General features: G+C 71.5%; 19 protein-coding genes, 1 tRNA gene and 1 pseudogene. 13 read left to right on the forward strand and 8 right to left on the reverse strand.

Features of this window, described 5'->3' with window-relative positions:
- The first annotated feature begins 1 nt into the window (after position 1).
- Entirely contained in the window at positions 2-364 is a 363-nt protein-coding gene (locus AC1VWI_RS34360) for a UBP-type zinc finger domain-containing protein (RefSeq protein ID WP_499514911.1), read from the forward strand.
- A gap of 61 nt (positions 365-425) precedes the next feature.
- On the opposite strand, the gene AC1VWI_RS34365 is transcribed toward AC1VWI_RS34360, so the two are convergent.
- The 4 genes and pseudogenes from AC1VWI_RS34365 to AC1VWI_RS34380 all read right to left on the reverse strand — a co-directional run.
- Positions 426-1,274 carry a thioesterase family protein gene (locus tag AC1VWI_RS34365; RefSeq protein ID WP_499514912.1) on the reverse strand — a complete coding sequence of 283 codons (849 nt, stop codon included), beginning with the start codon at positions 1,272-1,274 and terminating at the stop codon, positions 426-428.
- A gap of 2 nt (positions 1,275-1,276) precedes the next feature.
- Positions 1,277-1,867: a TetR/AcrR family transcriptional regulator gene (locus AC1VWI_RS34370; RefSeq protein WP_499514913.1), complete on the reverse strand. Its 591-nt coding sequence runs from the start codon at positions 1,865-1,867 to the stop codon at positions 1,277-1,279.
- 126 nt (positions 1,868-1,993) lie between these two features.
- The gene (fdhD, locus tag AC1VWI_RS34375; protein ID WP_499514914.1) at positions 1,994-2,845 is read right to left on the reverse strand and encodes a formate dehydrogenase accessory sulfurtransferase FdhD; all 852 of its coding nucleotides are present in this window, start codon (positions 2,843-2,845) and stop codon (positions 1,994-1,996) included.
- A gap of 5 nt (positions 2,846-2,850) precedes the next feature.
- Positions 2,851-2,948 (reverse strand): annotated as a pseudogene (locus AC1VWI_RS34380) (2Fe-2S iron-sulfur cluster-binding protein); the annotation flags it as partial.
- A 278-nt stretch (positions 2,949-3,226) separates the two neighbouring features.
- Between AC1VWI_RS34380 and AC1VWI_RS34385 the strand changes: the two are divergent.
- Positions 3,227-4,471, forward strand: coding sequence for an RNA-guided endonuclease InsQ/TnpB family protein (locus AC1VWI_RS34385; protein ID WP_499514915.1), 1,245 nt, complete (start codon positions 3,227-3,229; stop codon positions 4,469-4,471).
- A 13-nt stretch (positions 4,472-4,484) separates the two neighbouring features.
- Here AC1VWI_RS34385 and AC1VWI_RS34390 read toward each other — a convergent pair whose 3' ends face one another.
- On the reverse strand, positions 4,485-5,366 hold the full coding sequence (locus AC1VWI_RS34390) for a hypothetical protein (protein ID WP_499514916.1): 882 nt from the start codon (positions 5,364-5,366) through the stop codon (positions 4,485-4,487).
- A gap of 89 nt (positions 5,367-5,455) precedes the next feature.
- Here AC1VWI_RS34390 and AC1VWI_RS34395 point away from each other — a divergent pair, with 89 nt between their 5' ends.
- From AC1VWI_RS34395 to AC1VWI_RS34405, 3 genes are all read left to right on the forward strand, one after another.
- The gene (locus AC1VWI_RS34395) at positions 5,456-6,100 is read left to right on the forward strand and encodes a hypothetical protein (RefSeq protein WP_499514917.1); all 645 of its coding nucleotides are present in this window, start codon (positions 5,456-5,458) and stop codon (positions 6,098-6,100) included.
- Positions 6,101-6,173: 73 nt separating this feature from the next.
- A complete protein-coding gene (locus AC1VWI_RS34400) occupies positions 6,174-7,115 on the forward strand; it encodes a rhomboid family intramembrane serine protease (protein ID WP_499514918.1) in 942 nt (313 codons plus the stop codon).
- Between the two features lie 118 nt (positions 7,116-7,233).
- Positions 7,234-7,914, forward strand: a complete 681-nt coding sequence (locus AC1VWI_RS34405) for a GntR family transcriptional regulator (protein WP_499514919.1) — start codon at positions 7,234-7,236, stop codon at positions 7,912-7,914.
- A 30-nt stretch (positions 7,915-7,944) separates the two neighbouring features.
- Here AC1VWI_RS34405 and AC1VWI_RS34410 read toward each other — a convergent pair whose 3' ends face one another.
- Positions 7,945-8,460: a VOC family protein gene (locus AC1VWI_RS34410; RefSeq protein ID WP_499514920.1), complete on the reverse strand. Its 516-nt coding sequence runs from the start codon at positions 8,458-8,460 to the stop codon at positions 7,945-7,947.
- Between the two features lie 72 nt (positions 8,461-8,532).
- On the opposite strand from AC1VWI_RS34410, the gene AC1VWI_RS34415 reads away from it, so the two are divergent.
- Together AC1VWI_RS34415 and AC1VWI_RS34420 are read left to right on the forward strand one after the other, a co-directional pair.
- On the forward strand, positions 8,533-9,171 hold the full coding sequence (locus AC1VWI_RS34415; protein ID WP_499514921.1) for a LysE family translocator: 639 nt from the start codon (positions 8,533-8,535) through the stop codon (positions 9,169-9,171).
- A 28-nt stretch (positions 9,172-9,199) separates the two neighbouring features.
- Positions 9,200-9,517 (forward strand): chorismate mutase, encoded by a 318-nt coding sequence (locus AC1VWI_RS34420; protein WP_499514922.1) that lies wholly within the window; start codon positions 9,200-9,202, stop codon positions 9,515-9,517.
- Between the two features lie 371 nt (positions 9,518-9,888).
- Here AC1VWI_RS34420 and AC1VWI_RS34425 read toward each other — a convergent pair whose 3' ends face one another.
- Positions 9,889-11,283: an OFA family MFS transporter gene (locus AC1VWI_RS34425; RefSeq protein WP_499514923.1), complete on the reverse strand. Its 1,395-nt coding sequence runs from the start codon at positions 11,281-11,283 to the stop codon at positions 9,889-9,891.
- Between the two features lie 289 nt (positions 11,284-11,572).
- Positions 11,573-12,802, reverse strand: a complete 1,230-nt coding sequence (frc, locus tag AC1VWI_RS34430; protein ID WP_499514924.1) for a formyl-CoA transferase — start codon at positions 12,800-12,802, stop codon at positions 11,573-11,575.
- A 187-nt stretch (positions 12,803-12,989) separates the two neighbouring features.
- Between frc and sucC the strand changes: the two genes are divergently transcribed.
- The 6 genes from sucC (at position 12,990) to AC1VWI_RS34460 (ending at position 19,329) form a co-directional block, all read left to right on the forward strand.
- A complete protein-coding gene (gene sucC, locus AC1VWI_RS34435; protein ID WP_499514925.1) occupies positions 12,990-14,129 on the forward strand; it encodes an ADP-forming succinate--CoA ligase subunit beta in 1,140 nt (379 codons plus the stop codon).
- Between the two features lie 5 nt (positions 14,130-14,134).
- A complete protein-coding gene (gene sucD / locus AC1VWI_RS34440; protein WP_499514926.1) occupies positions 14,135-15,010 on the forward strand; it encodes a succinate--CoA ligase subunit alpha in 876 nt (291 codons plus the stop codon).
- The gene (locus AC1VWI_RS34445; protein ID WP_499514927.1) at positions 15,007-15,459 is read left to right on the forward strand and encodes a carbonic anhydrase; all 453 of its coding nucleotides are present in this window, start codon (positions 15,007-15,009) and stop codon (positions 15,457-15,459) included. The genes sucD and AC1VWI_RS34445 overlap by 4 nt, the downstream gene beginning before the upstream one ends.
- The gene (locus tag AC1VWI_RS34450) at positions 15,456-17,000 is read left to right on the forward strand and encodes an aldehyde dehydrogenase family protein (protein ID WP_499514928.1); all 1,545 of its coding nucleotides are present in this window, start codon (positions 15,456-15,458) and stop codon (positions 16,998-17,000) included. Before AC1VWI_RS34445 ends, AC1VWI_RS34450 begins: the two co-directional genes overlap by 4 nt.
- A gap of 129 nt (positions 17,001-17,129) precedes the next feature.
- Positions 17,130-17,217, forward strand: a tRNA-Leu gene (locus AC1VWI_RS34455).
- A gap of 582 nt (positions 17,218-17,799) precedes the next feature.
- Positions 17,800-19,329, forward strand: coding sequence for a 4-hydroxyphenylacetate 3-hydroxylase N-terminal domain-containing protein (locus tag AC1VWI_RS34460; RefSeq protein ID WP_499514929.1), 1,530 nt, complete (start codon positions 17,800-17,802; stop codon positions 19,327-19,329).
- Positions 19,330-19,373: the final 44 nt, after the last annotated feature.

The raw sequence follows: 19,373 nt of genomic DNA on the forward strand, positions 1-19,373 counted from the left end.
CATGGCGGACGACGTCACGATCCCCGGCATCGACCCCACGTCCGAGCCGAGCGGCGCCGGCTGCGCCGACTGCGGTGCCGGTCAGGGACCGGGCTGGTGGCTCCACCTGCGCCGCTGCGCGCAGTGCGGGCACATCGGCTGCTGCGACTCCTCGCCCTCCCAGCACGCCACGCGGCACGCGCAGGAGGAGGGCCACCCGTTCATCACCAGCTACGAGCCCGGTGAGGACTGGTACTGGAACGTCGAGACCGAGCAGTACTACGACGGTCCCGCACTGACCCCGCCGAACTCGCGCCCGGAGGGGCAGCCCTCCCCGGGGCCCGCGGGCAAGGTCCCCGAGGACTGGCAGGCGCAGTTGCACTGACGGCGCGCCCCCGGGGGCGGCACGGCCGCCCCCGGAACGCACGGCCCGCGGCGCGCGGCCGCTACGCGGCGCCCTCGGGCAGCCGTACCCGCGCCAGCTGCCGGGACTGGGCCACGAGCCGGCCCGCCGAGTCCCAGACCTCGGCGTCCTCCTCCATGTAGCCGTCAGCGAAGTTCCGGGTGGAGTGCTTCAGCCGCAGCCACCCCGGCTCGGGCCTGGCCCGGACGTGGGCGGTCAGCTCCAGCGTGGGGGCCCAGCCCGGGATGCCCAGGTCGAAGCTGACCGGCGGCAGGCTGTCCACGGCGAGCAGCAGCATCAGCGGGTCGGGCTCACGGCCGTCGGGCATCCGCAGCCAGCCCTGCACCATGCCGCGGCCCGACGGGGCGCCGACCGCCCAGCCTGCCGTGTCCGGGTCCAGCCGCAGCTCGATGCGCTCCAGCATCGGGGATATCTTCAGGAACTCCGGCGGCGCCACGTCGGTCCCCACGCACTTCTCCGGCGGCGGCATCCGCGGAGGAGTGGCGGAGGTGCGCACGTCGCCCGCGTGGTCGTGGCCGCTCAGGTCGCCGTAGGTCGCGACCGCACGCAGCCGCTCCTCGCCCTCCTGCTCCAGGGACACCATGCCGGTCGAGACGGTGCGGCCGCGGCGCAGGGTCTGCGTGCGGGCGGTCACCGGGCCCGGGCGCGACGTCGACAGGTAGTAGGCACTGATCGAGAACGGATCCCGGTGTCCCTGCCCGTCGCCGCCCAGCTCCTCGGCGAGCGCCCGGCCGGCGAGGGCGAGCAGCAGCCCGCCGTTGACGCCCATGCCGATCCGCCACCCCTCGTGGAGTTCGGCGTCGTAGACCGAGGGCTCGCCCGGACGTGCCGTGACGGCCGTCTCGCGGTCGAATCCGTGCTTCTCATGCATCGTCAGTGTTCCTTGAGGTCGAACGAGGTGAACAGCGCGTCGAGCGCTTCGTCGATGGACGCGGCGCCGGTGCCCAGGGCCAGCGAGCCCCACAGCCACAGCTGCGCCACACCGTGCAGCCCGGACCACACGGCGCCGGTGAGCGCCCGGGTGTCCGCGCCGGGCCGCCAGCCCTCCGCCTGCGCGGCGCGCACGAGCACGAGGAGGTGGTCGTCGAAGGCCGACATGCCGGCCCGGCCCAGTTCCTTGTCCCGGGGGTCCAGCAGGTCGTGCCGGAACATCAGGGTGAACATCGCCGGCCGTCCCAGCGCGTACGCCACGTAGCCGCGGGCCCCGGCCCGCAGCCGTGCGGCCGCCGGCGCCCCCTCGGGGCACGCCCGTACGGCCGCTTCGGCGCGCACGTTGAGTTCCCTGAACCCCACGGTGGCCACGGCCGACAGCAGCGCCGCCCGGTGCGGGAAGTGCTTCAGCGGCGCCCCGTGCGACACGTTGGCGCGCCGTGCGATGGCCCGCAGGGTCAGCCCCTCGACGCCGTCGTCGTCCAGGACGGCGAGGGCGGCGTCGAGCAGGCGCGCGCGGGGAGCGGTGGTCATGGTGGACAGTGTCCACCTCGAGGTGGACAGTGTCTACCTCGGGTCCTCCGATACGGCGGGACCGGCCGGCGCAGGGGGCGCACCTCGCCGGCCGGTCCCGCACGCGTGTACGCGTGCTGGGACGGGTCAGACCCGCCCGGCCGTCGGCGCGGGCAGGGCGATCCGCTCTTCGCCCGCGTACACGTTCATGGAGGTGCCCCGCAGGAAGCCGACGAGCGTGAGGCCGGACTCGGCGGCGAGGTCGACGGCGAGGGAGGACGGGGCCGAGACGGCGGCGAGCACCGGGATGCCGGCCATCACGGCCTTCTGGGCGAGTTCGAACGAGGCCCGCCCCGAGACCATCAGGATCTTCCCGGCCAGCGGCAGCAGGTCCTGCTGGAGGGCGCGGCCCACGAGCTTGTCCACGGCGTTGTGGCGGCCCACGTCCTCGCGGACGTCGAGCAGTTCGCCCTCGGACGTGAAGAGCGCGGCCGCGTGGAGTCCGCCGGTCCGGTCGAAGACCCGCTGCGCGGCGCGCAGCCGGTCGGGGAGCGCGGACAGCAGGGCGGGTTCGAGCCGCAGCGGCGAGGCGTCGGCGATGGCCCAGCGGGCCGTGGTCCGTACGGCGTCGAGGCTGGCCTTCCCGCACAGGCCGCAGGAGGACGTCGTGTAGACGTTGCGCTCCAGCGTGATGTCGGGGACGGGGACGCCGGGGGCGAGGCGTACGTCGACGACGTTGTAGGTGTTGGACCCGTCGACGGTCGCGCCCGCGCAGTACACGATGTTCGCCAGTTCGTCCGCGCTCCCGAGCACCCCCTCGCTGACCAGGAAGCCGGCCGCGAGGGCGAAGTCGTCCCCGGGGGTGCGCATGGTGATCGCCAGTGGCTTGCCGTTGAGCCGGATCTCCAGCGGCTCCTCCGCGACCAGGGTGTCCGCCCGGTGGTCGACCGCTCCGTCCCTGATCCTCAGTACCCGACGCCGTTCGGTGACCCGTCCCATGTCGATCAGTCCCGGTTCTGTACGTGCTGGAAGCCGTATCGGCCCTTGATACAGAGGTTGCCACGGTGACCGCGCCGTCGTGCGGCGAGATCACCTCGACGAGTCCGCCGGCCCTGGGTTCTCAGCCCCGGACGAATACTGTGTACAGTATTCGTCTCCACGAGGTCAAGGGGTCGTAAAGGCGGTCCCGGCCGCGTTCCGGCGGAGGGGAGTTCCGTTCCGCCGAGGGGAGTTCACCTGATTTCTCCCAGGATGCCTTGGCCTTCAGGCCGGGGAGGAATGGGTCCTTGGGCCGGAGCCGCGAAGCGGCGGAGCTCTCGGCGTATCCGTTCTGACCTGCACTCTCCTTCGTTGTCAGTGGGGGCTGTTAGGTTCCGGGGCGTGACGTCGACAGTGGTGGCCGGGCAGGGGTCGGGGCATGCCCGGTTCGCCTTTCGGTTGCGTGTGCCGTCGTCGGCGGGTGCCGGTCTGGAGGCGGAGTGGGCGCGTTGCCGGTGGGTGTGGAATGAGTGTGTGGCGGTGTCCCGCAAGGTCCATGGCCTGAACAGGACCGTCGAGCAGAAGGTCGCGTGCGGTCCTGCGCAGCTGGACAGGATGCTGACCGAGGCGAGGCGGTCGATGGCGTGGCTGCGGGACGGCAGCTCGGTGCCGCAGCAACAGGTCGTCCGGGACTTCGCCAAGTCCCGTGCCAAGGCGTTGAAGGACATCACGGCGCGGCTGCCGATGCGGCAGCGGGCCGGGATGCCCCGGATCAAGCGCAAGCGCGAGGCCGCCCCGTCGCTGAACTACACCAGGCGGGGTTTTAGGCTCAAGGACGGACGCCTGCACCTGGCCGGTGGCATCGTTGTGACGGTGGTGTGGTCCCGCGACCTGCCCAGCCAGCCCACGTCGGTACGTGTGTACCGGGACAGCCTCGGTCACTGGTACGCCTCGTTCGTGGTCGCCGTCGAGGTGCAGCCGCTGCCCGCCACCGGCGCCGTGATCGGCGTGGACTGGGGCGTCGTTAAGACCGCGACCACGACCAGCGACGCCTACGACCTGCCGCACGCCCAGCACGGGAAGACCGCCGCACATCGTCTCGCGCGGTATCAGCGGATGATGGCTCGCCGTAAGCCTGCTCGTGGGCAGACTGGGTCCAGGGGCTACCGCAAGGCCAGGCACCAGACGGCCAAGCTGCACAAGAAGGTGGCGCGGCAGCGGCAGGACACTGCCCGCAAGTGGGCCAAGCGCGTTGTGCGCGACCACGACGTCATCGCGGTCGAGGACTTCCGGCCGAAGTTCCTCGCGAAGACCACCATGGCGCGCAAGGCGGCGGACGCCGCGATCGGCGCCACGAAGACGGCCCTGATCGAGCTGGGCCGCAAGCACGGGCGGGACGTCCGCCTGGTGCATCCCGCGCACACCAGCATGGACTGCGCGTCGTGCGGAGCGAGAACCAAGCACGCACTTCCTCTTTCGGAACGTACCTACACCTGCACCGTGTGCGGAGTCGTCTTGCCCAGGGACAAGAACTCCGCTCGCGTGATGCTGGTCCGGGCAGGTCTCGACCCGGCTGGTGCCGATCGTGTAAGCGCTGGTGGACCGCTGGTCCCCAGCCCACGTGAGCCAGGAATCCCCGTCCTTTAGGACGGGGAGGATGTCAAAGGGAGAAAGGCAGGTCCACGAAAGCGCCGACGGCGAGGTGGAGCCCCATGGCGAGCAGCGAGAGCCCGAAGACGCACATGAAGACCGCCAGCCCCGCGGGCTCGGACCACGTGCGCGTCGTCAGCTCGGGGTTGTGCGGGTCGTAGGTGATCTCCGCCCGCAGCGGGTCGCCGTCCACGTCGTTGCCCTCGCCGAGGTGCTCCCGGGGCACGCCGTCGAGGTCGGTGAAACGGTAGACCGGTTCGCGGCCGCCGTGCCGCTGCCTGCGGTCGAAGGTGGCGACCACCGTGATGCCGCGCCGGCGCAGGGTCCGTGCGTCCCGCGCGGACCCCCATGCCCCGTGGAGCAAGCCCCCGGCGGCCAGCGGGGGAGCGGCGCCCAGTGCCCACTTCGCGACGGCCGCGCCGTCCCCGGTGACGGCCAGCCGGACCAGCACGGCTAGGTAGGCCAGGGCGCCGCCGACCCCCGGGGCGTAGGTCCAGAAGCCGTCCGGCGCCCCGTCGTCCGGTTTCGCCCCGTCCTTCGCGGGGGGCGGCACGGACAGGACCTCGACCAGCGTGCCGCCGTCCTCCCGCGGCTCGTCGGCGTCGCGGGGCGGGAGCAGGGAGCTGACGGCGGCGGTGAAGGCCGCGACCGCCTCGGCGCTGTGGTGCGTCAGCGCGTGGACCCTCGCGGGCCCTCGCGCCGCCGTGAGGACGATCTCCACCGTACGGCCGTGCCGCCCGGCGGCGCGGACCTCCTCGATCGCGGCCGGCGGGATGCGCCGCCGCTCCGTCCCCTCGTCCAGCAGCACCTCGCCGGCCCGCAGACGGACGGTCGCGCCGCCCCCTCGCAGCACCAACTCCGGTATCCCCGCGGCGGATGCGTCGCTCGTCACGGCATCACGGTAGGGGACCGGCCGGAGCCGCGGAATAGCATCGGCGCACGACGGACGCGGCCGGACGCGGCCGGGCGAGGAGGTGTGCGGTGGCCGGGGACCCGTTCTCGGTGAGCCGGGGGACGTGGTGGCGCATCGGCGTCCCACTGGCCGCCGCGGCCCTGCTGGTCGCCCAACTGGCCTGGGGGAACGGCCCGCGACGGGAGGCGGTGGCGGTCTCCCGGCCGGGGGAGTGCGGCAAGGGCGCCGCGCGGCAGGTCGGCGAGCCCGGCGTGTCACGCGACATGGTCATCGGGAGCTACGGCGCGGACAACCTCCCCCGGATGAAGGGCAGGCCGACCTTCAAGGTGCGCCTCACCGTCTCGCCGGGACCGGACCGGCGCCCGCTGACGCTGCGGACCCCGCTTGTCGGCGCGGTCACGGTGCAGGTGCACGCCGGGCGCGGCGGCGGCCTCCTCGCCGGCGCCCGCGGCCTCACCGCCCGGATCGACGAGGAGATGTACGAGGCCGGCCAGGCCCCTCCCGCGACCGGCGCCGTCCGCGTGACGGAGGACGACGTCCTCCGGCTCGTCGTCGAACTGCCGGACGGTGCGATCTGCCCGGGAGTCACCATGGCCGACCTCATCTCCAGGCGTCCCGGCGGCAACGACGCCGCCGACCTCACCGTGGTCACCGTCGTCCTCGCCGACCGGGCCTCCGGTCTGCGCATGGAGGCGCAGAGCGGAGTGGTTTGACGCGCTGTGCCCGGGCTGGGTACAAACGTGCGACTCCAACGTCCCGTACGCCGCATGGGGGGGCCTCGCGCTCGTGAGCACCACGGACACCGATCAGGGCACCGAGCCGCCGGTCACCACCTGCTACCGGCATCCCAAGCGCGAGACGTACGTGCGCTGCACCCGCTGCGACCGCTCCATCTGCCCCGACTGCATGCGCGAGGCGGCCGTCGGCCACCACTGCCCGGAGTGCGTGAAGGAGGGCGGCAGGAGCGTCCGCCAGGCGCGCACCGTCTTCGGCGGCCGCGTGGCGACCTCGGGCGCGCCGGTGGTGACGCAGATCCTGATCGCCCTGAACGTCGTGGCCTACCTCGGCGAACTGGTGCGCTCCGACCTCGTCGCGCGCTTCGGCGCCCTGGGGCAGGGGCTGTTGGGCCCCGACGGCGCGGCGTACGTGTACGACGGCTCGGCGTACCCCGGCTTCGAGGCCGTCGGCATAGCCCACGGCGAGTGGTACCGGCTGATCACCTCGGCCTTCCTCCACCAGCCGCCGGGGCAGGGCACCTTCGGGATCCTGCACATCCTCCTCAACATGTACTCGCTGTGGACCCTCGGCCCGGCCGTCGAGGCCCAGTTGGGCCGGATCCGTTTCGTCGGGCTCTACCTGCTCTCCGCCCTCGGCGGCTCCGTGCTGGTGTACCTGATCGCCCCGTACACCGGCGCCGTCGGTGCCTCCGGCGCGATCTTCGGCCTGGGCGCGGCCTACTTCGTCCTCGGCAAGCGCCTCCACCACGACCCGGTCGGCGGGCGGCAGCTCCTCATCGGCCTGCTGGTCTGGATGGCGGTCTCCGCCGCCGTGACCTCCTGGCAGGGCCACCTCGGCGGCCTGCTCACCGGAGGTGCGGTCGGCCTCGTCCTGGCCCACGCGCCCCGCAGGCACCGCGCCTTGTGGCAGGCGGCCGGGATGGCGGCGGTGCTGCTGGTGCTGGTGACCCTGGTCGTCCTGAAGACCTCCCAGCTCAACGGCGCCGCATAGCGGGCGCCGCGCCGCCGGTGTGAAGCGCGTCACGCTTGGGTGCGGTGTCCGCGCCGGGGTCCTGCGCGCGTAGACTGTAGACGAAAGCCAATCATCCCCGGGAAAGGTTGGGGCCTCGATGCTGTCCAGCGGGCTGTCGCAGGGATCCGTGCCCAAGCTCCAGCGTCCGGGGCCCCTGCGTGAGCAGGTGTACGAAGCGCTGCTCGAGCTGATCATCACCCGCTCGCTCACCCCCGGCCAGCACCTGGTGGAGACCGAACTCGCCGGCCACCTCGGCGTCTCCCGCCAACCGGTGCGCGAGGCACTGCAACGGCTCAACACCGAGGGGTGGGTGGACCTGCGCCCGGCCCAGGGGGCCTTCGTCCACGAGCCCACCGACGAGGAGGCCGACCAACTCCTGGTCGTCCGCGCCCTGCTGGAGACGGAGGCGGCCCGCCTCGCCGCGGCCAACGCCACCACCAAGGGCCTGGAGCGGCTGGACGGGCTGTGCGAGACGGGCGAGGCGGCCGTCGCCGCCGACGACGTCGACGCGGTCGTCGCGGCGAACGCCGCCCTCCACGCCTGCGTCATGGAACTGGCCGGGAACGCGGTGCTCGCCGAACTCGCCCGGCAGGTCGAGCGGCGCGTGCGCTGGTACTACACCCCGGTGGCCCGGCAGCGCGGCATGCAGTCGTGGGTCGAGCACCGCGAGCTGATCGCGGCGATCGCCGACCGCGACGGGGAGCGCGCCCAGCAGGTCATGCGCGCCCACACCGAGCACACCAGGACCTCGTACCACCAGCGCTCCCACGAGGACTGACCCCGCCCCGCCCCGCCGGGCCCCGCGGGCTCAGAGCAGCGGCTTGCCGTCGAAGTGGCCGAGGTCCTCGCGGTACAGCTCCACGTTGACCCCGTTGGGATCGCGGATGTAGAGGCTGTCCTCCACGCCGCGGTCCGGCCCGAGGTACTCCACCCCGGCCTCGTCCAGCCGGCGCTTCGCCTCGGTGAACTGCTCGCCGGTCACCGACAGCGCCAGGTGCTGCAGTCCGCCGATCGTCTCGTGCTGCTCGGGGTGCTCGTGGCCGGGGAAGTCGAAGAACCCCAGCAGGTTGTCGTGGCCGATGTCGAAGAAGAAGTGGCTGGAGCCCGCGTAGTCCCGGTTCTCCACCAGCTCCACCAGGGGGAAGCCCAGGAACTCCTGGTAGAAGCGGACGGTCTCCTCGACGTCGCGGCAGATGAACGCGACGTGGTGCACCCCCGCCGCCCGCGTCGCCGGTCGTTCCGCCGGTTCCCGCAGGTACCTCCCGCGCAATTCCTCGCGCCGTGCCCGTACGGCCTCCAGCTGCTCGCCCTGCGGCTCACCCATGATCGATCCCGCCTCCTCTGACCCCGCGCTTAATGCGGTGCGCCGGAAGATATACCCGATTAGCCTCCGGGCATGGTGTCCATCGACCGACTCGCGGCATTCGCCCTGGTATCCCTGGTGCTCGTGGTGATCCCCGGCCCCAGCGTCCTCTTCGTCATCGGCCGCGCGCTCGCCCACGGGCGTCGTGTCGCGCTGACCTCCGTCGCCGGCAACACGCTCGGCTCGTACGTCCTGGTGGTCGCGGTCGCCCTCGGGGTCGGCCCCGTGGTGGAGCGCTCGGCGCTGCTGTTCGCGGCCCTCAAGCTCGCCGGCGCCGCCTACCTGGTGTACCTGGGGGTCAAGGCGCTGCGGCACCGCGGGGCCCTGGCCATGGTGTCCGGGGACGCGGGGGCGGCGCGCGGCGCGCTGCGCACGCTCGGCGAGGGCTTCGTGGTCGGGGTCTCGAACCCCAAGACGATGGTCTTCTACGCGGCGGTGCTGCCGCAGTTCGTCGACCGTACGGCCGGTCACGTCACCGTGCAGATGCTGCTGCTCGGCCTGGTCTTCAACGCGATCGCCCTCGTCTCGGACAGCACCATGGGCCTCGTCGCCGCCGCGGCCCGTTCGTGGTTCGCCCGTTCCCCGCGCCGCCTGTCGCTGGTCGGCGGTGCGGGCGGCCTCGCGATGATCGGCCTCGGCGTCACCGTCGCCGCGACGGGACGTACCGACTGATCGGCGTCCCGCTGGTTAGGCTGGGCGGATGGACGACGGACACGCGGACGACACGGCCGCCCTGGAGCGGCTGCGCCACCTGCGCGGCAGCATCGACAACCTGGACGCGGCCCTGGTGCACCTCCTCGCGGAACGCTTCAAGGCCACCCAACAGGTGGGTGAGCTCAAGGCGGCGCACAACATGCCGCCCGCCGATCCCGGGCGCGAGGCGGAGCAGATCGCCCGGCTGCGCCGGATGGCCGAGGAGGCGCACCTCGACCCGGCCTTCGCGGAGAAGTTCCTGAAGTTCATCGTGGAAGAGGTCATCCGGCACCACAAGGCGATCGCCGCCGACCGCTCGGGCTGACGGACAGCCGCGTGGGCCCCAGCCGTGGCGTCCCACGGCTGAGGCCCACGTCATTCCGGCACGGCACCAGGCCCTGTCGTCAAAGTCCCGCGTGCCCCGCGGCGCCTGGCACGGCACCTCGCTGCGTTGTCGAATCGTCCGAGTAGCCCACTACGAGGACGACTCTCCGCCTTGCGATGCACCGCACCAGACCCCGCGGGGCCCGCCCTTCGGGCGGTGGGGGCACCTCCCAGCGGAGCTGGGGGAGCTACTTTGACGACAGGGCCTACGCCACGGGGGTGGTCCGGGGACGCCGCGGCGGACGGGAGGGACACCCGGTCGTCGGGCACGAGGTGCCGTGCCGGAGCCCCGGGTGCTCTCCGGCGGTCACGTCAGATCGCCTCCCTGCTGATGGGCTGCGGGTTGGGCTCGATGTCCTTCTTCTTCGGACGTCCCGGCGGGGTGAGGAAGAGCGCGACGAAGCCGGCGAACAGCGAGATCGAACCCGCGAGGGTGAACGCCCCGCTGTGGCCCCAGTGGCTGACGACGAAGGCACCCATTCCGGAGCCGAGCAGACCCGACACCAGCTTGGAGCTGTAGACCAGCCCGTAGTTGGACGCGTTGTTGTTCTCACCGAAGTAGTCGGCCGTCATCGCCGCGAACATCGGGAAGATCGCGCCGCCGCCGAAGCCGGAGATGGACGAGAAGATCAGGAACAGCGGCAGGTTCTTGATGTCCGCCGACCACAGGATGCCGTACTGCGCGAGGCCGAGGACGAGGCAGACGAAGATCAGGCACTGCTTGCGCCCGTAGCGGTCGGACAGCCAGCCGATGACGCCGCGGCCCGTGCCGTTGACGATCGCCTTCAGGGACATGGCCGTGGCCACGATCCCGCCGGCGAAGCCCGCCTCCTCACCGATGTCGACCTGGAAGGCGATGCCGAAGATGTTCACGCCCGAGGTGCACAGCAGGCAGAACCACATCAGCGCGACCCGGCCGGTCCGCCACGCCTCGGCGGGGGTGTACTGCCGGACGGCGGGCGGGTTCTTCTCCATGGCGCGCCGGGCCCGCGGGTCGTCGGGCACCTTCAGCGGGTCGACGTCGGCCGGCCACCAGTTCTTCGGCGGGTCCTTGAAGAAGTACCCCGCCACCGCGACGGTCGCCGCGAGGAAGACACCGACCGAGACCAGCACCCAGCGGAAGTTGGTCAGGTTCATGTAGCCGGTGAAGAGGAAGACGAACGGCACCGAGCCGTAGGCGAAGCCGCCGTTGACGAAGCCGGTCTTGCCTCCCTTCCGTTCCGGGTACCACTTGCCGACCATGTTGACGCAGGTCGCGTAGACCATGCCGGCGCCCATGCCGCTGAACATGCCGAAGCCGATGTACGCGACGACGACGTGCGGTGCGTACGCCAGCGACAGGTAGCCCAGGAAGGTGCCCAGGGCGCCGCACATCATCGCGTAGCGCGCCGGCAGCTTCCCGGACTCGCGGAGCTTGCCCGCCGGGAAGGCCACCGCGGCCTGGAAGAACACCCAGACCCCGAGCATCCAGAAGATGTGCAGGCTGCTCCACGAGTGCGCGGTGTGGAGCGTGTCCTCGGCGGACGCGAACGCGTACTCCGCCGAGCTGATGCCCATCATGCCTACCCACGGCAGGATGACCATCCACTTGCGCTTCCGGCCCATGATGTCCAGGTCGGACTCGCCGACGCGGAACACCCGGCCGTTGTGGTCGGTCACCTCTCGGTAGGTGACGGGTGGTTGGGACGTCGATGTCGTTGACGCCATTGTCATGATTCCCCTGCCTCGAAAGAGTCTGGCCAGCGCCCCCTGGACCTGGGGCCGGCACGGGTCGGTCTCCGTGGAGACCGACCCGTGCCGGCCCCCGTGCTCTTTTCGTGCTGCGCGGCGGGCCCGGTCCGCGCGGTTCACGCGCGCCCGGCCCCGTCACGGGTGGTGCGTCGGGTCAGGGCAGCCCCGCTGCCCCGGCCCACCGGTGGGCGGTGCCCAGCACCGCCACCGGCTGCTCTGTGGTGTGCGACCGTACGTCCTCGCGCCGCCCGGCGTCCGCCATCGGTCAGATCACCCCGCCGGTCCGCAACACGCCCAGCTCCTCGGCGGAGAGACCCAGTTCGGTGGTGTAGATGTCGTGGTTGTGTTCGCCGAGGAGGGGTGAGCGGTGGATGGTGGTGGGTGAGTCGGAGAGTTTGAGGGGGTTGCCGACGGTGGTGTAGGTGCCGCGTTCGGGGTGGTCGACGTCGACGACGATGTCGTTGGCCTTGAGGCTGGCGTCGTCGATGATCTCCTTGGTGGACAGGATGGGCCCGCACGGGATGTTGTGGGTGTTGAGTTCTTCCAGGACCTGCCATTTGGGCAGGGTGGTGGTCCATTCCTCGATGAGCTGGAACATCTTGGCGAGTTTGGGCAGCCGGGCTTCGGGGGTGGCCCATTCGGGGTCGGTGGCGAGTTCGGGGTGGCCGATGAGTTCGGCCAGGGGTTGCCAGCCGACGGGCTGCACGATGACGTAGACGTAGTCGTTGGGGCCGCCGGGGGCGCATTTGACCGCCCAGCCGGGCTGTCCGCCGCCGGAGGCGTTGCCGGAGCGGGGGACTTCGTCGGTGAAGTCCTCGTTGGGGTACTCCGCCAGTGGTCCGTGGGCCAGGCGCTGCTGGTCGCGGAGTTTGACCCGGCACAGGTTGAGCACCGCGTGCTGCATGGCGACCTGTACGCGTTGTCCGCGGCCGGTGTGGGTGCGCTGGTACAGGGCGGCCAGGATCCCGGCGACGGCGTGGACCCCGGTGCCGGAGTCGCCGATCTGGGCGCCGGTGGCCATGGGGGGACCGCCTTCGAAGCCGGTGGTGGCCATCGACCCGCCCATCGCCTGCGCGACGACCTCGTACGCCTTGAACGCGGTGTAGGGGCCGTCCCCGAAGCCCTTGATGGAGGCGTACACGATCCTCGGGTTGATCTCCTGGATCCGCTCCCAGGTGAACCCCATCCGGTCCACCGCGCCCGGCCCGAAGTTCTCCACCATCACATCACTGCGCGCGATCAACTCGGTCAGGATCTCCCGCCCGCGCGGGGTCTTGGTGTTCAGCGTGATGCTCCGCTTGTTCGCGTTCAGCATCGTGAAGTACAAGCTGTCCACCCCCGGCACGTCCCGCAACTGACGCCGCGTGATGTCACCCCCCGGGGCCTCCAGCTTCACCACGTCCGCACCCAGCCACGCCAGCAACTGCGTCGCCGACGGACCCGACTGCACATGCGTCATATCCAGGACGCGCACACCCTCCAAAGCCTTCGTCACAACCAAGGTTCCTTCCGGTCGGGGGGCCGGTGAGCGGGCCGAACGCGGGATTCCACCCCGCGGTCTGTACATTGCATACAGGCGACGAATACTGTATGCAGACGTTTATCCCGCATGGACGACCCGGTGTCCAGAGGTCTGCACCGGATTATCGTTCGACCCCGAGTCAGGGCAGGTGCGTTTGACGATGGATCTGTTCGAGTACCAAGCACGGGAGCTCTTCGCGCGGCACGGCGTCCCCGTGCTCGCCGCCCACGTGGTGGACGACCCCGCCGAGGCCCGGGCCGCGGCCGAACGCCTCGGCGGGCAGGTCGTGGTGAAGGCCCAGGTGAAGACCGGCGGCCGGGGCAAGGCCGGCGGCGTGAAGCTCGCCTCCGACCCCGCGGACGCGCAGGAGAAGGCCCGCGCCATCCTCGGCCTGGACATCAAGGGCCACACGGTCGGCAAGGTCATGCTGACGCCGACCGCCGACATCCAGGACGAGTACTACGTCTCCTTCCTCCTCGACCGCGCCGAACGGACGTTCCTCGCCATGGCCTCGGCCCAGGGCGGCATGGACATCGAGGAGGTCGCCGCCACCCGGCCGGAGGCCCTGGCCCGCGTCCCCGTCGACGTCGCCGAGGGCGTCACCGAGGAGAAGGCCCGGCAGATCGCCGAAGCGGCCGGGCTCCCCGAGGAGACCGTGCCCGTGCTGATCGCGCTGTGGGAGGTCTTCACCGCGGAGGACGCCCTGCTGGTCGAGGTCAACCCGCTGGTCCGCACCACGGACGGCCGTCTCCTCGCGCTGGACGGCAAGGTGTCCCTCGACGCCAACGCCCGCTTCCGCCACCCCGTCCACGAGGCGTACGAGACCCCCGGCGAAGGCGACCCCCTGGAGGCCGCCGCCCGCGCCAAGGGTCTCAACTACGTCAAGCTCGACGGCACCGTCGGCGTCATCGGCAACGGCGCGGGCCTGGTGATGAGCACCCTCGACGTGGTCGCCCACCACGGCGGGGCCCCCGCCAACTTCCTCGACATCGGCGGCGGCGCCTCCGCCCAGGTGATGGCCGACGGGCTCGGCGTCATCCTCTCCGACCCCGACGTCACCTCCGTCCTCGTCAACGTCTTCGGCGGCATCACCGCCTGTGACGCCGTCGCGGACGGCATCGTCCAGGCCCTCGACCTGGTCGAGCTCACCAAGCCCCTCGTCGTCCGCCTCGACGGCAACAACGCCGAGCGCGGCCGGGCCGTCCTCGACGAGGCCGCGGCGACGCTGGGCCCCCTCGTACAGCAGCTGGACACCATGGACGGCGCGGCCGCGCGGGCCGCCGAGCCCGCAAGGAGCTGATCGCGATGGCCATCTTCCTCGACCGCAACAGCAAGGTGATCGTCCAGGGCATGACCGGCTCGGAGGGCATGAAGCACACCCGCCGCATGCTCGCCTCGGGGACGGACGTCGTCGGCGGCGTCAACCCGCGCAAGGCCGGCACGAGGGTCGAGTTCGACGGGCGCACCGTCCCGGTCTTCGGCTCGGTCAAGGAGGCGGTCGGCACGACCGGCGCCGACGTCAGCGTCGTCTTCGTGCCGCCGCCCTTCGTGCGCACCGCCGTCGACGAGGCCGTCGACGGCGGCCTCGGGCTCGTCGTCGTCATCACCGAGGGCGTCCCCGTGCACGACACGGTCGCCTTCCGGGCCCGCGCGGTCGCCTCCGGCACCCGCGTCATCGGGCCCAACTGTCCGGGGCTCATCAGCCCCGGACAGTCCAACGCGGGCATCATCCCGGCCGACATCACCACCTCCGGCCGCATCGGCCTGGTGTCGAAGTCCGGCACGCTCACCTACCAACTGATGTACGAGCTGCGCGACCTCGGCTTCTCCACCGCCGTCGGCATCGGCGGCGACCCCGTCATCGGCACCACCCACATCGACTGCCTGCGCGCCTTCCAGGACGACCCCGACACCGACCTGATCGTCATGATCGGCGAGATCGGCGGCGACGCCGAGGAACGCGCCGCCTCCTACGTCTCCCGCCTGGTCACCAAGCCGGTCGTCGGCTACGTCGCGGGCTTCACCGCGCCCGAGGGCAAGACCATGGGCCACGCCGGCGCCATCGTCTCCGGCTCCTCCGGCACCGCGCAGGCCAAGAAGGAGGCGCTGGAGGCCGCCGGCGTCAAGGTCGGCAGCACCCCCTCGGAGACCGCGCGGCTCGTGCGCGGGCTGCTGCGGTGACCGCCCCCACCGGGGCCGCGGGCGTGGAACAGCTGCTCACCCGCAGGTACGACGTGGGCGCGGCACTCGTACCGCTCGACCTCGCAAGGACGCGGGCCCGCACCGGAGTCGCCGTCGTCGCGTGCATGGACGCCCGGCTCGGCGTCGAGGCGATGTTCGGGCTGCGGCCTGGCGACGCCGACGTCATCCGCAACGCGGGCGGGTGCGTCACCCCCGACACCGTCCGCTCGCTCCGGCTGAGCCAACTGCAGGGCGGCACCCGCGAGATCGTGCTCGTGCACCACGAGGACTGCGCGGTGCTCGGCGACCCCGAGCAGGACCTGCGTGCGTGCGTGGCCCGCCTCCGCGCCGCCACGGAGCTGCCCCACACCGAGGTGGTGCGGGGATTCCTCTACACCCGTGGTGGTGCGCTGCGGGAGATCCGCCGTGATCGGGCGGAGCAGCCATGACCCTCACCCTCAAACCCGGAACGGCCTGGGCGGACGCCTGGCGGCGGTGCCTGCGGGCCGCCCCCGAGGCGTTCCACGAGGACCGCGTGCTCAACCTGTGGGCCGGGGCCTGGCGGGCCGACGGCCGGATCCTGCCGGCCACCAGCCCCGTCGACGGCACCCCCGTCGCCGGGGTGCCCCGGCTCGACGCGGACACCGCCCGGCAGGCCGTCCGCGCCGCCCTCGACCAGCACCGCGCCTGGCGGGTGCTCCCGCTTCCCGAGCGCAGGGCGCGGGTCTCCGCCGCCCTGGACGCCCTGGCCGAGCACCGCGTGCTGCTCGCGCTCCTCCTGGTCTGGGAGATCGGCAAGCCCTGGCGGCTCGCCCTGGCCGACGTCGACCGGGCCGTCGACGGAGTCCGCTGGTACGTCGGCGAGATCGACGACATGGTCGAGTGGCGCCGCCCGCTGCCCGGCCCGGTCGCCAACGTCGCCGGCTGGAACTACCCCATGAGCATCCTGGTCCACGCGATGCTCGTGCAGGCGCTGGCCGGCAACGCCGCCATCGCCAGGACCCCCACCGACGGGGGCCTGGCCTGCCTGACCCTGGCCTGCGCGCTCATCGCCCGCGAGGACGTACCGGTGACCCTGGTCGGCGGCGGCGACGAGCTCTGCGAGGCGCTGGTACGGGCCCCGGAGACCGGCTGCGTCTGCTCCGTCGGCGGCCGGGACGCGGGCGGCCGGGTCGCCTCCGCCCTCACCGACCCCAGCGGACGCCATGTCATCGAGCAGGAGGGCCTGAACACCTGGGGCGTGTGGGACTACAGCGACTGGGAGTCCCTGACCGCTCACCTCCGCGGGACCTTCGACTACGCCAAGCAGCGCCGCACCGCCTACCCCCGCTTCGTCGTGCGGCGCGAACTCCTGGCCGACTTCCTGTCCGCCTACCTGCCCGTCGTGCGCTCCGTGCGCCTCGGCCACCCGCTCGCCGTGGACGACCCCGGGGACGACCTCCCCGAGCTCGACTTCGGGCCGCTGATCAACGCGGCCAAGGCCAAGGAACTGGACGACCTCGTCTCCGAGGCCGTCGACCGCGGCGCGACCCCGCTCCACCGCGGCAGCCTCGCCGACGCCCGCCTGCTGCCGGGCCAGGACACCTCCGCCTACCTGGCGCCGGTCACCCTCCTCGACCCGCCCGTCACCTCCCCGCTGCACCATGCGGAGCCCTTCGGCCCGGTCGACACGATCGTCCTGGTCGACACCGAGGCGGAGCTGCTGGCCGCCATGAACGCCGGCGGCGGCACCCTCGTCGCCACCCTCTCCACCGACGACGAGGACACCTACGTCCGCCTCGCCCCGGACATCCGCGCCTTCAAGGTCGGCCACAACAGGCCCCGGTCCCGCGGCGACCGCGCCGAGCCCTTCGGTGGCCTCGGCACTTCCTGGCGCGGCGCCTTCGTCGGCGGCGACCTGCTGGTCCGAGCCGTCACGCGCGGCCCCGCGGGCGAACGCCCCCCGGGCAACTTCCCCGGTTACCACCTGATGCCGCCCGAGGCCGTGTAGGAGCACTCCGGTGCCGGGGCCCACACGGCCCCGGCACCCTGTGCACCCTGCGGATACGCAGGTGAAACCCACCCCGAATCCTTGGTATCGTTGTGCCTGTCGCCGCGGGGCCAGCCCTGCGGATCACCTGTCCGGGTGGCGGAATGGCAGACGCGCTAGCTTGAGGTGCTAGTGCCCTTTATCGGGCGTGGGGGTTCAAGTCCCCCCTCGGACACCACGACGAACGACATACAGGACGAGGCCCCGACCGTACGGTCGGGGCCTCGTCCTGTATGTGCGCAACCAACCATGTGCGCAAGCCGTGTGTCGATCCAGAAAAATGAACATTCATCTTGACGTGCCGTCCGGTGGCGCCGCAGGATGGGGGCCGACAAAAAGGAACGGTCGTTCGCGAAGGGGGTGGGCATGGTCGTGGAGCGTGTCCCGGGGGTGGCGAGGGGGGCCGGCGACATGCCCGCCCGGGGGCGCGACGCCCCGTCGCGGGAGTTCCCGGGGATATCGCCGAGGTCGCCTCGCGATTAACGCCCGGCTAACAACTCCTGGCTAGGCTCGGGGAATCAACGGCCGAGGCAATTTCAACTTCACGGCAGGGCGGGCTTTCCTCCATTCGAATCGGGCGGTTCGAATGGACGGTCGATCACGACGCTGATCCGACGGTTTCCCGCGCGCTGAGAGCGGATTCACCAACGGATTCGCGGCAATTTCCCGGCGATGTCCTGTCGAGTGAACTCGAATGACGGCCCGAGAAACAGCAGTCCATGCACGCCGGTGCTTGGGCGAGGGCAGAAGGTGGCATTTGATGCGAACTGGCGACCAGTACTTGGAGTCCCTCAGGGACGGGCGCGTCGTCTGGGTCGGAGGTGAGCTGGTCGACGACGTCACGACGCACCCGAAGACCAGGGCGCAGGCCGGGCGGATAGCGCAGTTCTACGACCTGCACCACGAGCCCGAGATGCAGGACGTCATGACCTTCGTCGACGACGGCGGGGTGCGTCGTTCGATGATGTGGTTCACGCACACGGACGCCGCGGGGCTGCGCCGCAAGCGCGTGTACCTGGAGACCGTGGTCCGGGAACTCGACGGGGGATCGACGGGGCGGACCCCGTGCGCGAACAACTACGGCCTGGTCACCTACGAGGAGGACCCGCAGCCGTGGAGCGACCAGTCGGTGGGCACCGGCGGGCGTGATCTGACCGTGGGGATCAGGGACTTCCTGGAGCTGGTGAAGGAGGGCGACCTCAACTGCGCCTTCGCCTTCATCGACCCCCAGGTCGACCGGTCCAAGCAGAACGCGGCCCAGACCGCGCTGCGCGTCGTGGAGACCCGGGACGACGGCATCGTGGTCAACGGCGTCAAGGCCGTGAGCACCGGTACGCCGTTTGCCGATTACATTCACATCGGTGTCTTCTTCCGGCCGGGAATCGAGAGCGAACAGGTCATCTACGCCGCTTGTCCGGCCAATGCGCCGGGCGTCGCGATGGTCTCCCGCGAGGCGACGGTACGTGACGATCCCGAGAACCACCCGCTGTCCTCCGCCGGCGACGAGCTGGAATGCACCGTCATCTTCGACAACGTGTTCATCCCGTGGGATCGCGTTTTCCACATCGGCAGCCCCGAGCACGCGTCGCTCTACCCGCAGCGCATCTTCGACTGGGTGCACTACGAGGCGCTCATCCGGACGATGGTCCGCGCCGAGCTCATGGCCGGGCTCGCGATGCTGATGACCGAGCACCTCGGTACGTATCAGCTCCCGCCGGTCCAGGCGCGGCTGGCGCGGCTCGTCGAGTTCTACCAGACGATCCGGGCCCACGTGATCGCCTCCGAGACGGAGGGGTTCATCTCCCCGGCGGGGCTCTACAAGCCCAACGTCCTCCTCTTCGACTTCGGCCGGTCGTACTACCTGGAGAGGTACGCGGAGATGCGGAACGAGGTGATCGACCTCGCCGGCCGTGCCTCGCTCCTGTTCCCGACCGAGGAGCAGTGGCAGAACCCCGAGTTGCACGACTGGCTCGCGCCCCTGCAGGCGGGCGCGGTCGGCGAGCCCTACGACCGCATCCGCATCTCGCGTGTCATCCGTGACCTCTTCCTCACGGACTTCGGCGACCGGATCAGCACCTTCGAGCAGTTCAACGGGACGCCGATGCTCGGCACCCGGATGCTCACGATGAAGCGCTCGGAACTGTCGCCCTCCGGGCCGCTCACCCAGCTGGCCCGGAAGGTCTGCGGTCTTCCGGAGCCCGAAGTCCCCGAGGTGACGGCCTACACCGAGCAGGCCGAGTACGCCCGGCGTCTGGACGGCGCGCGGCTCGAGGGCTCACGGGTCCGCTGAACCGGCGACGGTGCGGGCAGGTTCGCGGCCGCCGCCGGTCGCGA

It is taken from the genome of Streptomyces sp. TOM-9, assembly GCF_056858595.1.

Excerpts from the sequence above, each read along its gene's own strand:
- AC1VWI_RS34360 (WP_499514911.1), top strand. The coding sequence starts at position 2 with ATGGCGGACGACGTCACGATCCCCGGCATCGACCCCACGTCCGAGCCG.
- AC1VWI_RS34365 (WP_499514912.1), bottom strand. The coding sequence starts at position 1,274 with ATGCATGAGAAGCACGGATTCGACCGCGAGACGGCCGTCACGGCACGT.
- AC1VWI_RS34370 (WP_499514913.1), bottom strand. The coding sequence starts at position 1,867 with ATGACCACCGCTCCCCGCGCGCGCCTGCTCGACGCCGCCCTCGCCGTC.
- fdhD (WP_499514914.1), bottom strand. The coding sequence starts at position 2,845 with ATGGGACGGGTCACCGAACGGCGTCGGGTACTGAGGATCAGGGACGGA.
- AC1VWI_RS34405 (WP_499514919.1), top strand. The coding sequence starts at position 7,234 with ATGCTGTCCAGCGGGCTGTCGCAGGGATCCGTGCCCAAGCTCCAGCGT.
- AC1VWI_RS34410 (WP_499514920.1), bottom strand. The coding sequence starts at position 8,460 with ATGGGTGAGCCGCAGGGCGAGCAGCTGGAGGCCGTACGGGCACGGCGC.
- AC1VWI_RS34415 (WP_499514921.1), top strand. The coding sequence starts at position 8,533 with ATGGTGTCCATCGACCGACTCGCGGCATTCGCCCTGGTATCCCTGGTG.
- AC1VWI_RS34420 (WP_499514922.1), top strand. The coding sequence starts at position 9,200 with ATGGACGACGGACACGCGGACGACACGGCCGCCCTGGAGCGGCTGCGC.
- AC1VWI_RS34425 (WP_499514923.1), bottom strand. The coding sequence starts at position 11,283 with ATGGCGTCAACGACATCGACGTCCCAACCACCCGTCACCTACCGAGAG.
- sucC (WP_499514925.1), top strand. The coding sequence starts at position 12,990 with ATGGATCTGTTCGAGTACCAAGCACGGGAGCTCTTCGCGCGGCACGGC.
- sucD (WP_499514926.1), top strand. The coding sequence starts at position 14,135 with ATGGCCATCTTCCTCGACCGCAACAGCAAGGTGATCGTCCAGGGCATG.
- AC1VWI_RS34450 (WP_499514928.1), top strand. The coding sequence starts at position 15,456 with ATGACCCTCACCCTCAAACCCGGAACGGCCTGGGCGGACGCCTGGCGG.
- AC1VWI_RS34460 (WP_499514929.1), top strand. The coding sequence starts at position 17,800 with ATGCGAACTGGCGACCAGTACTTGGAGTCCCTCAGGGACGGGCGCGTC.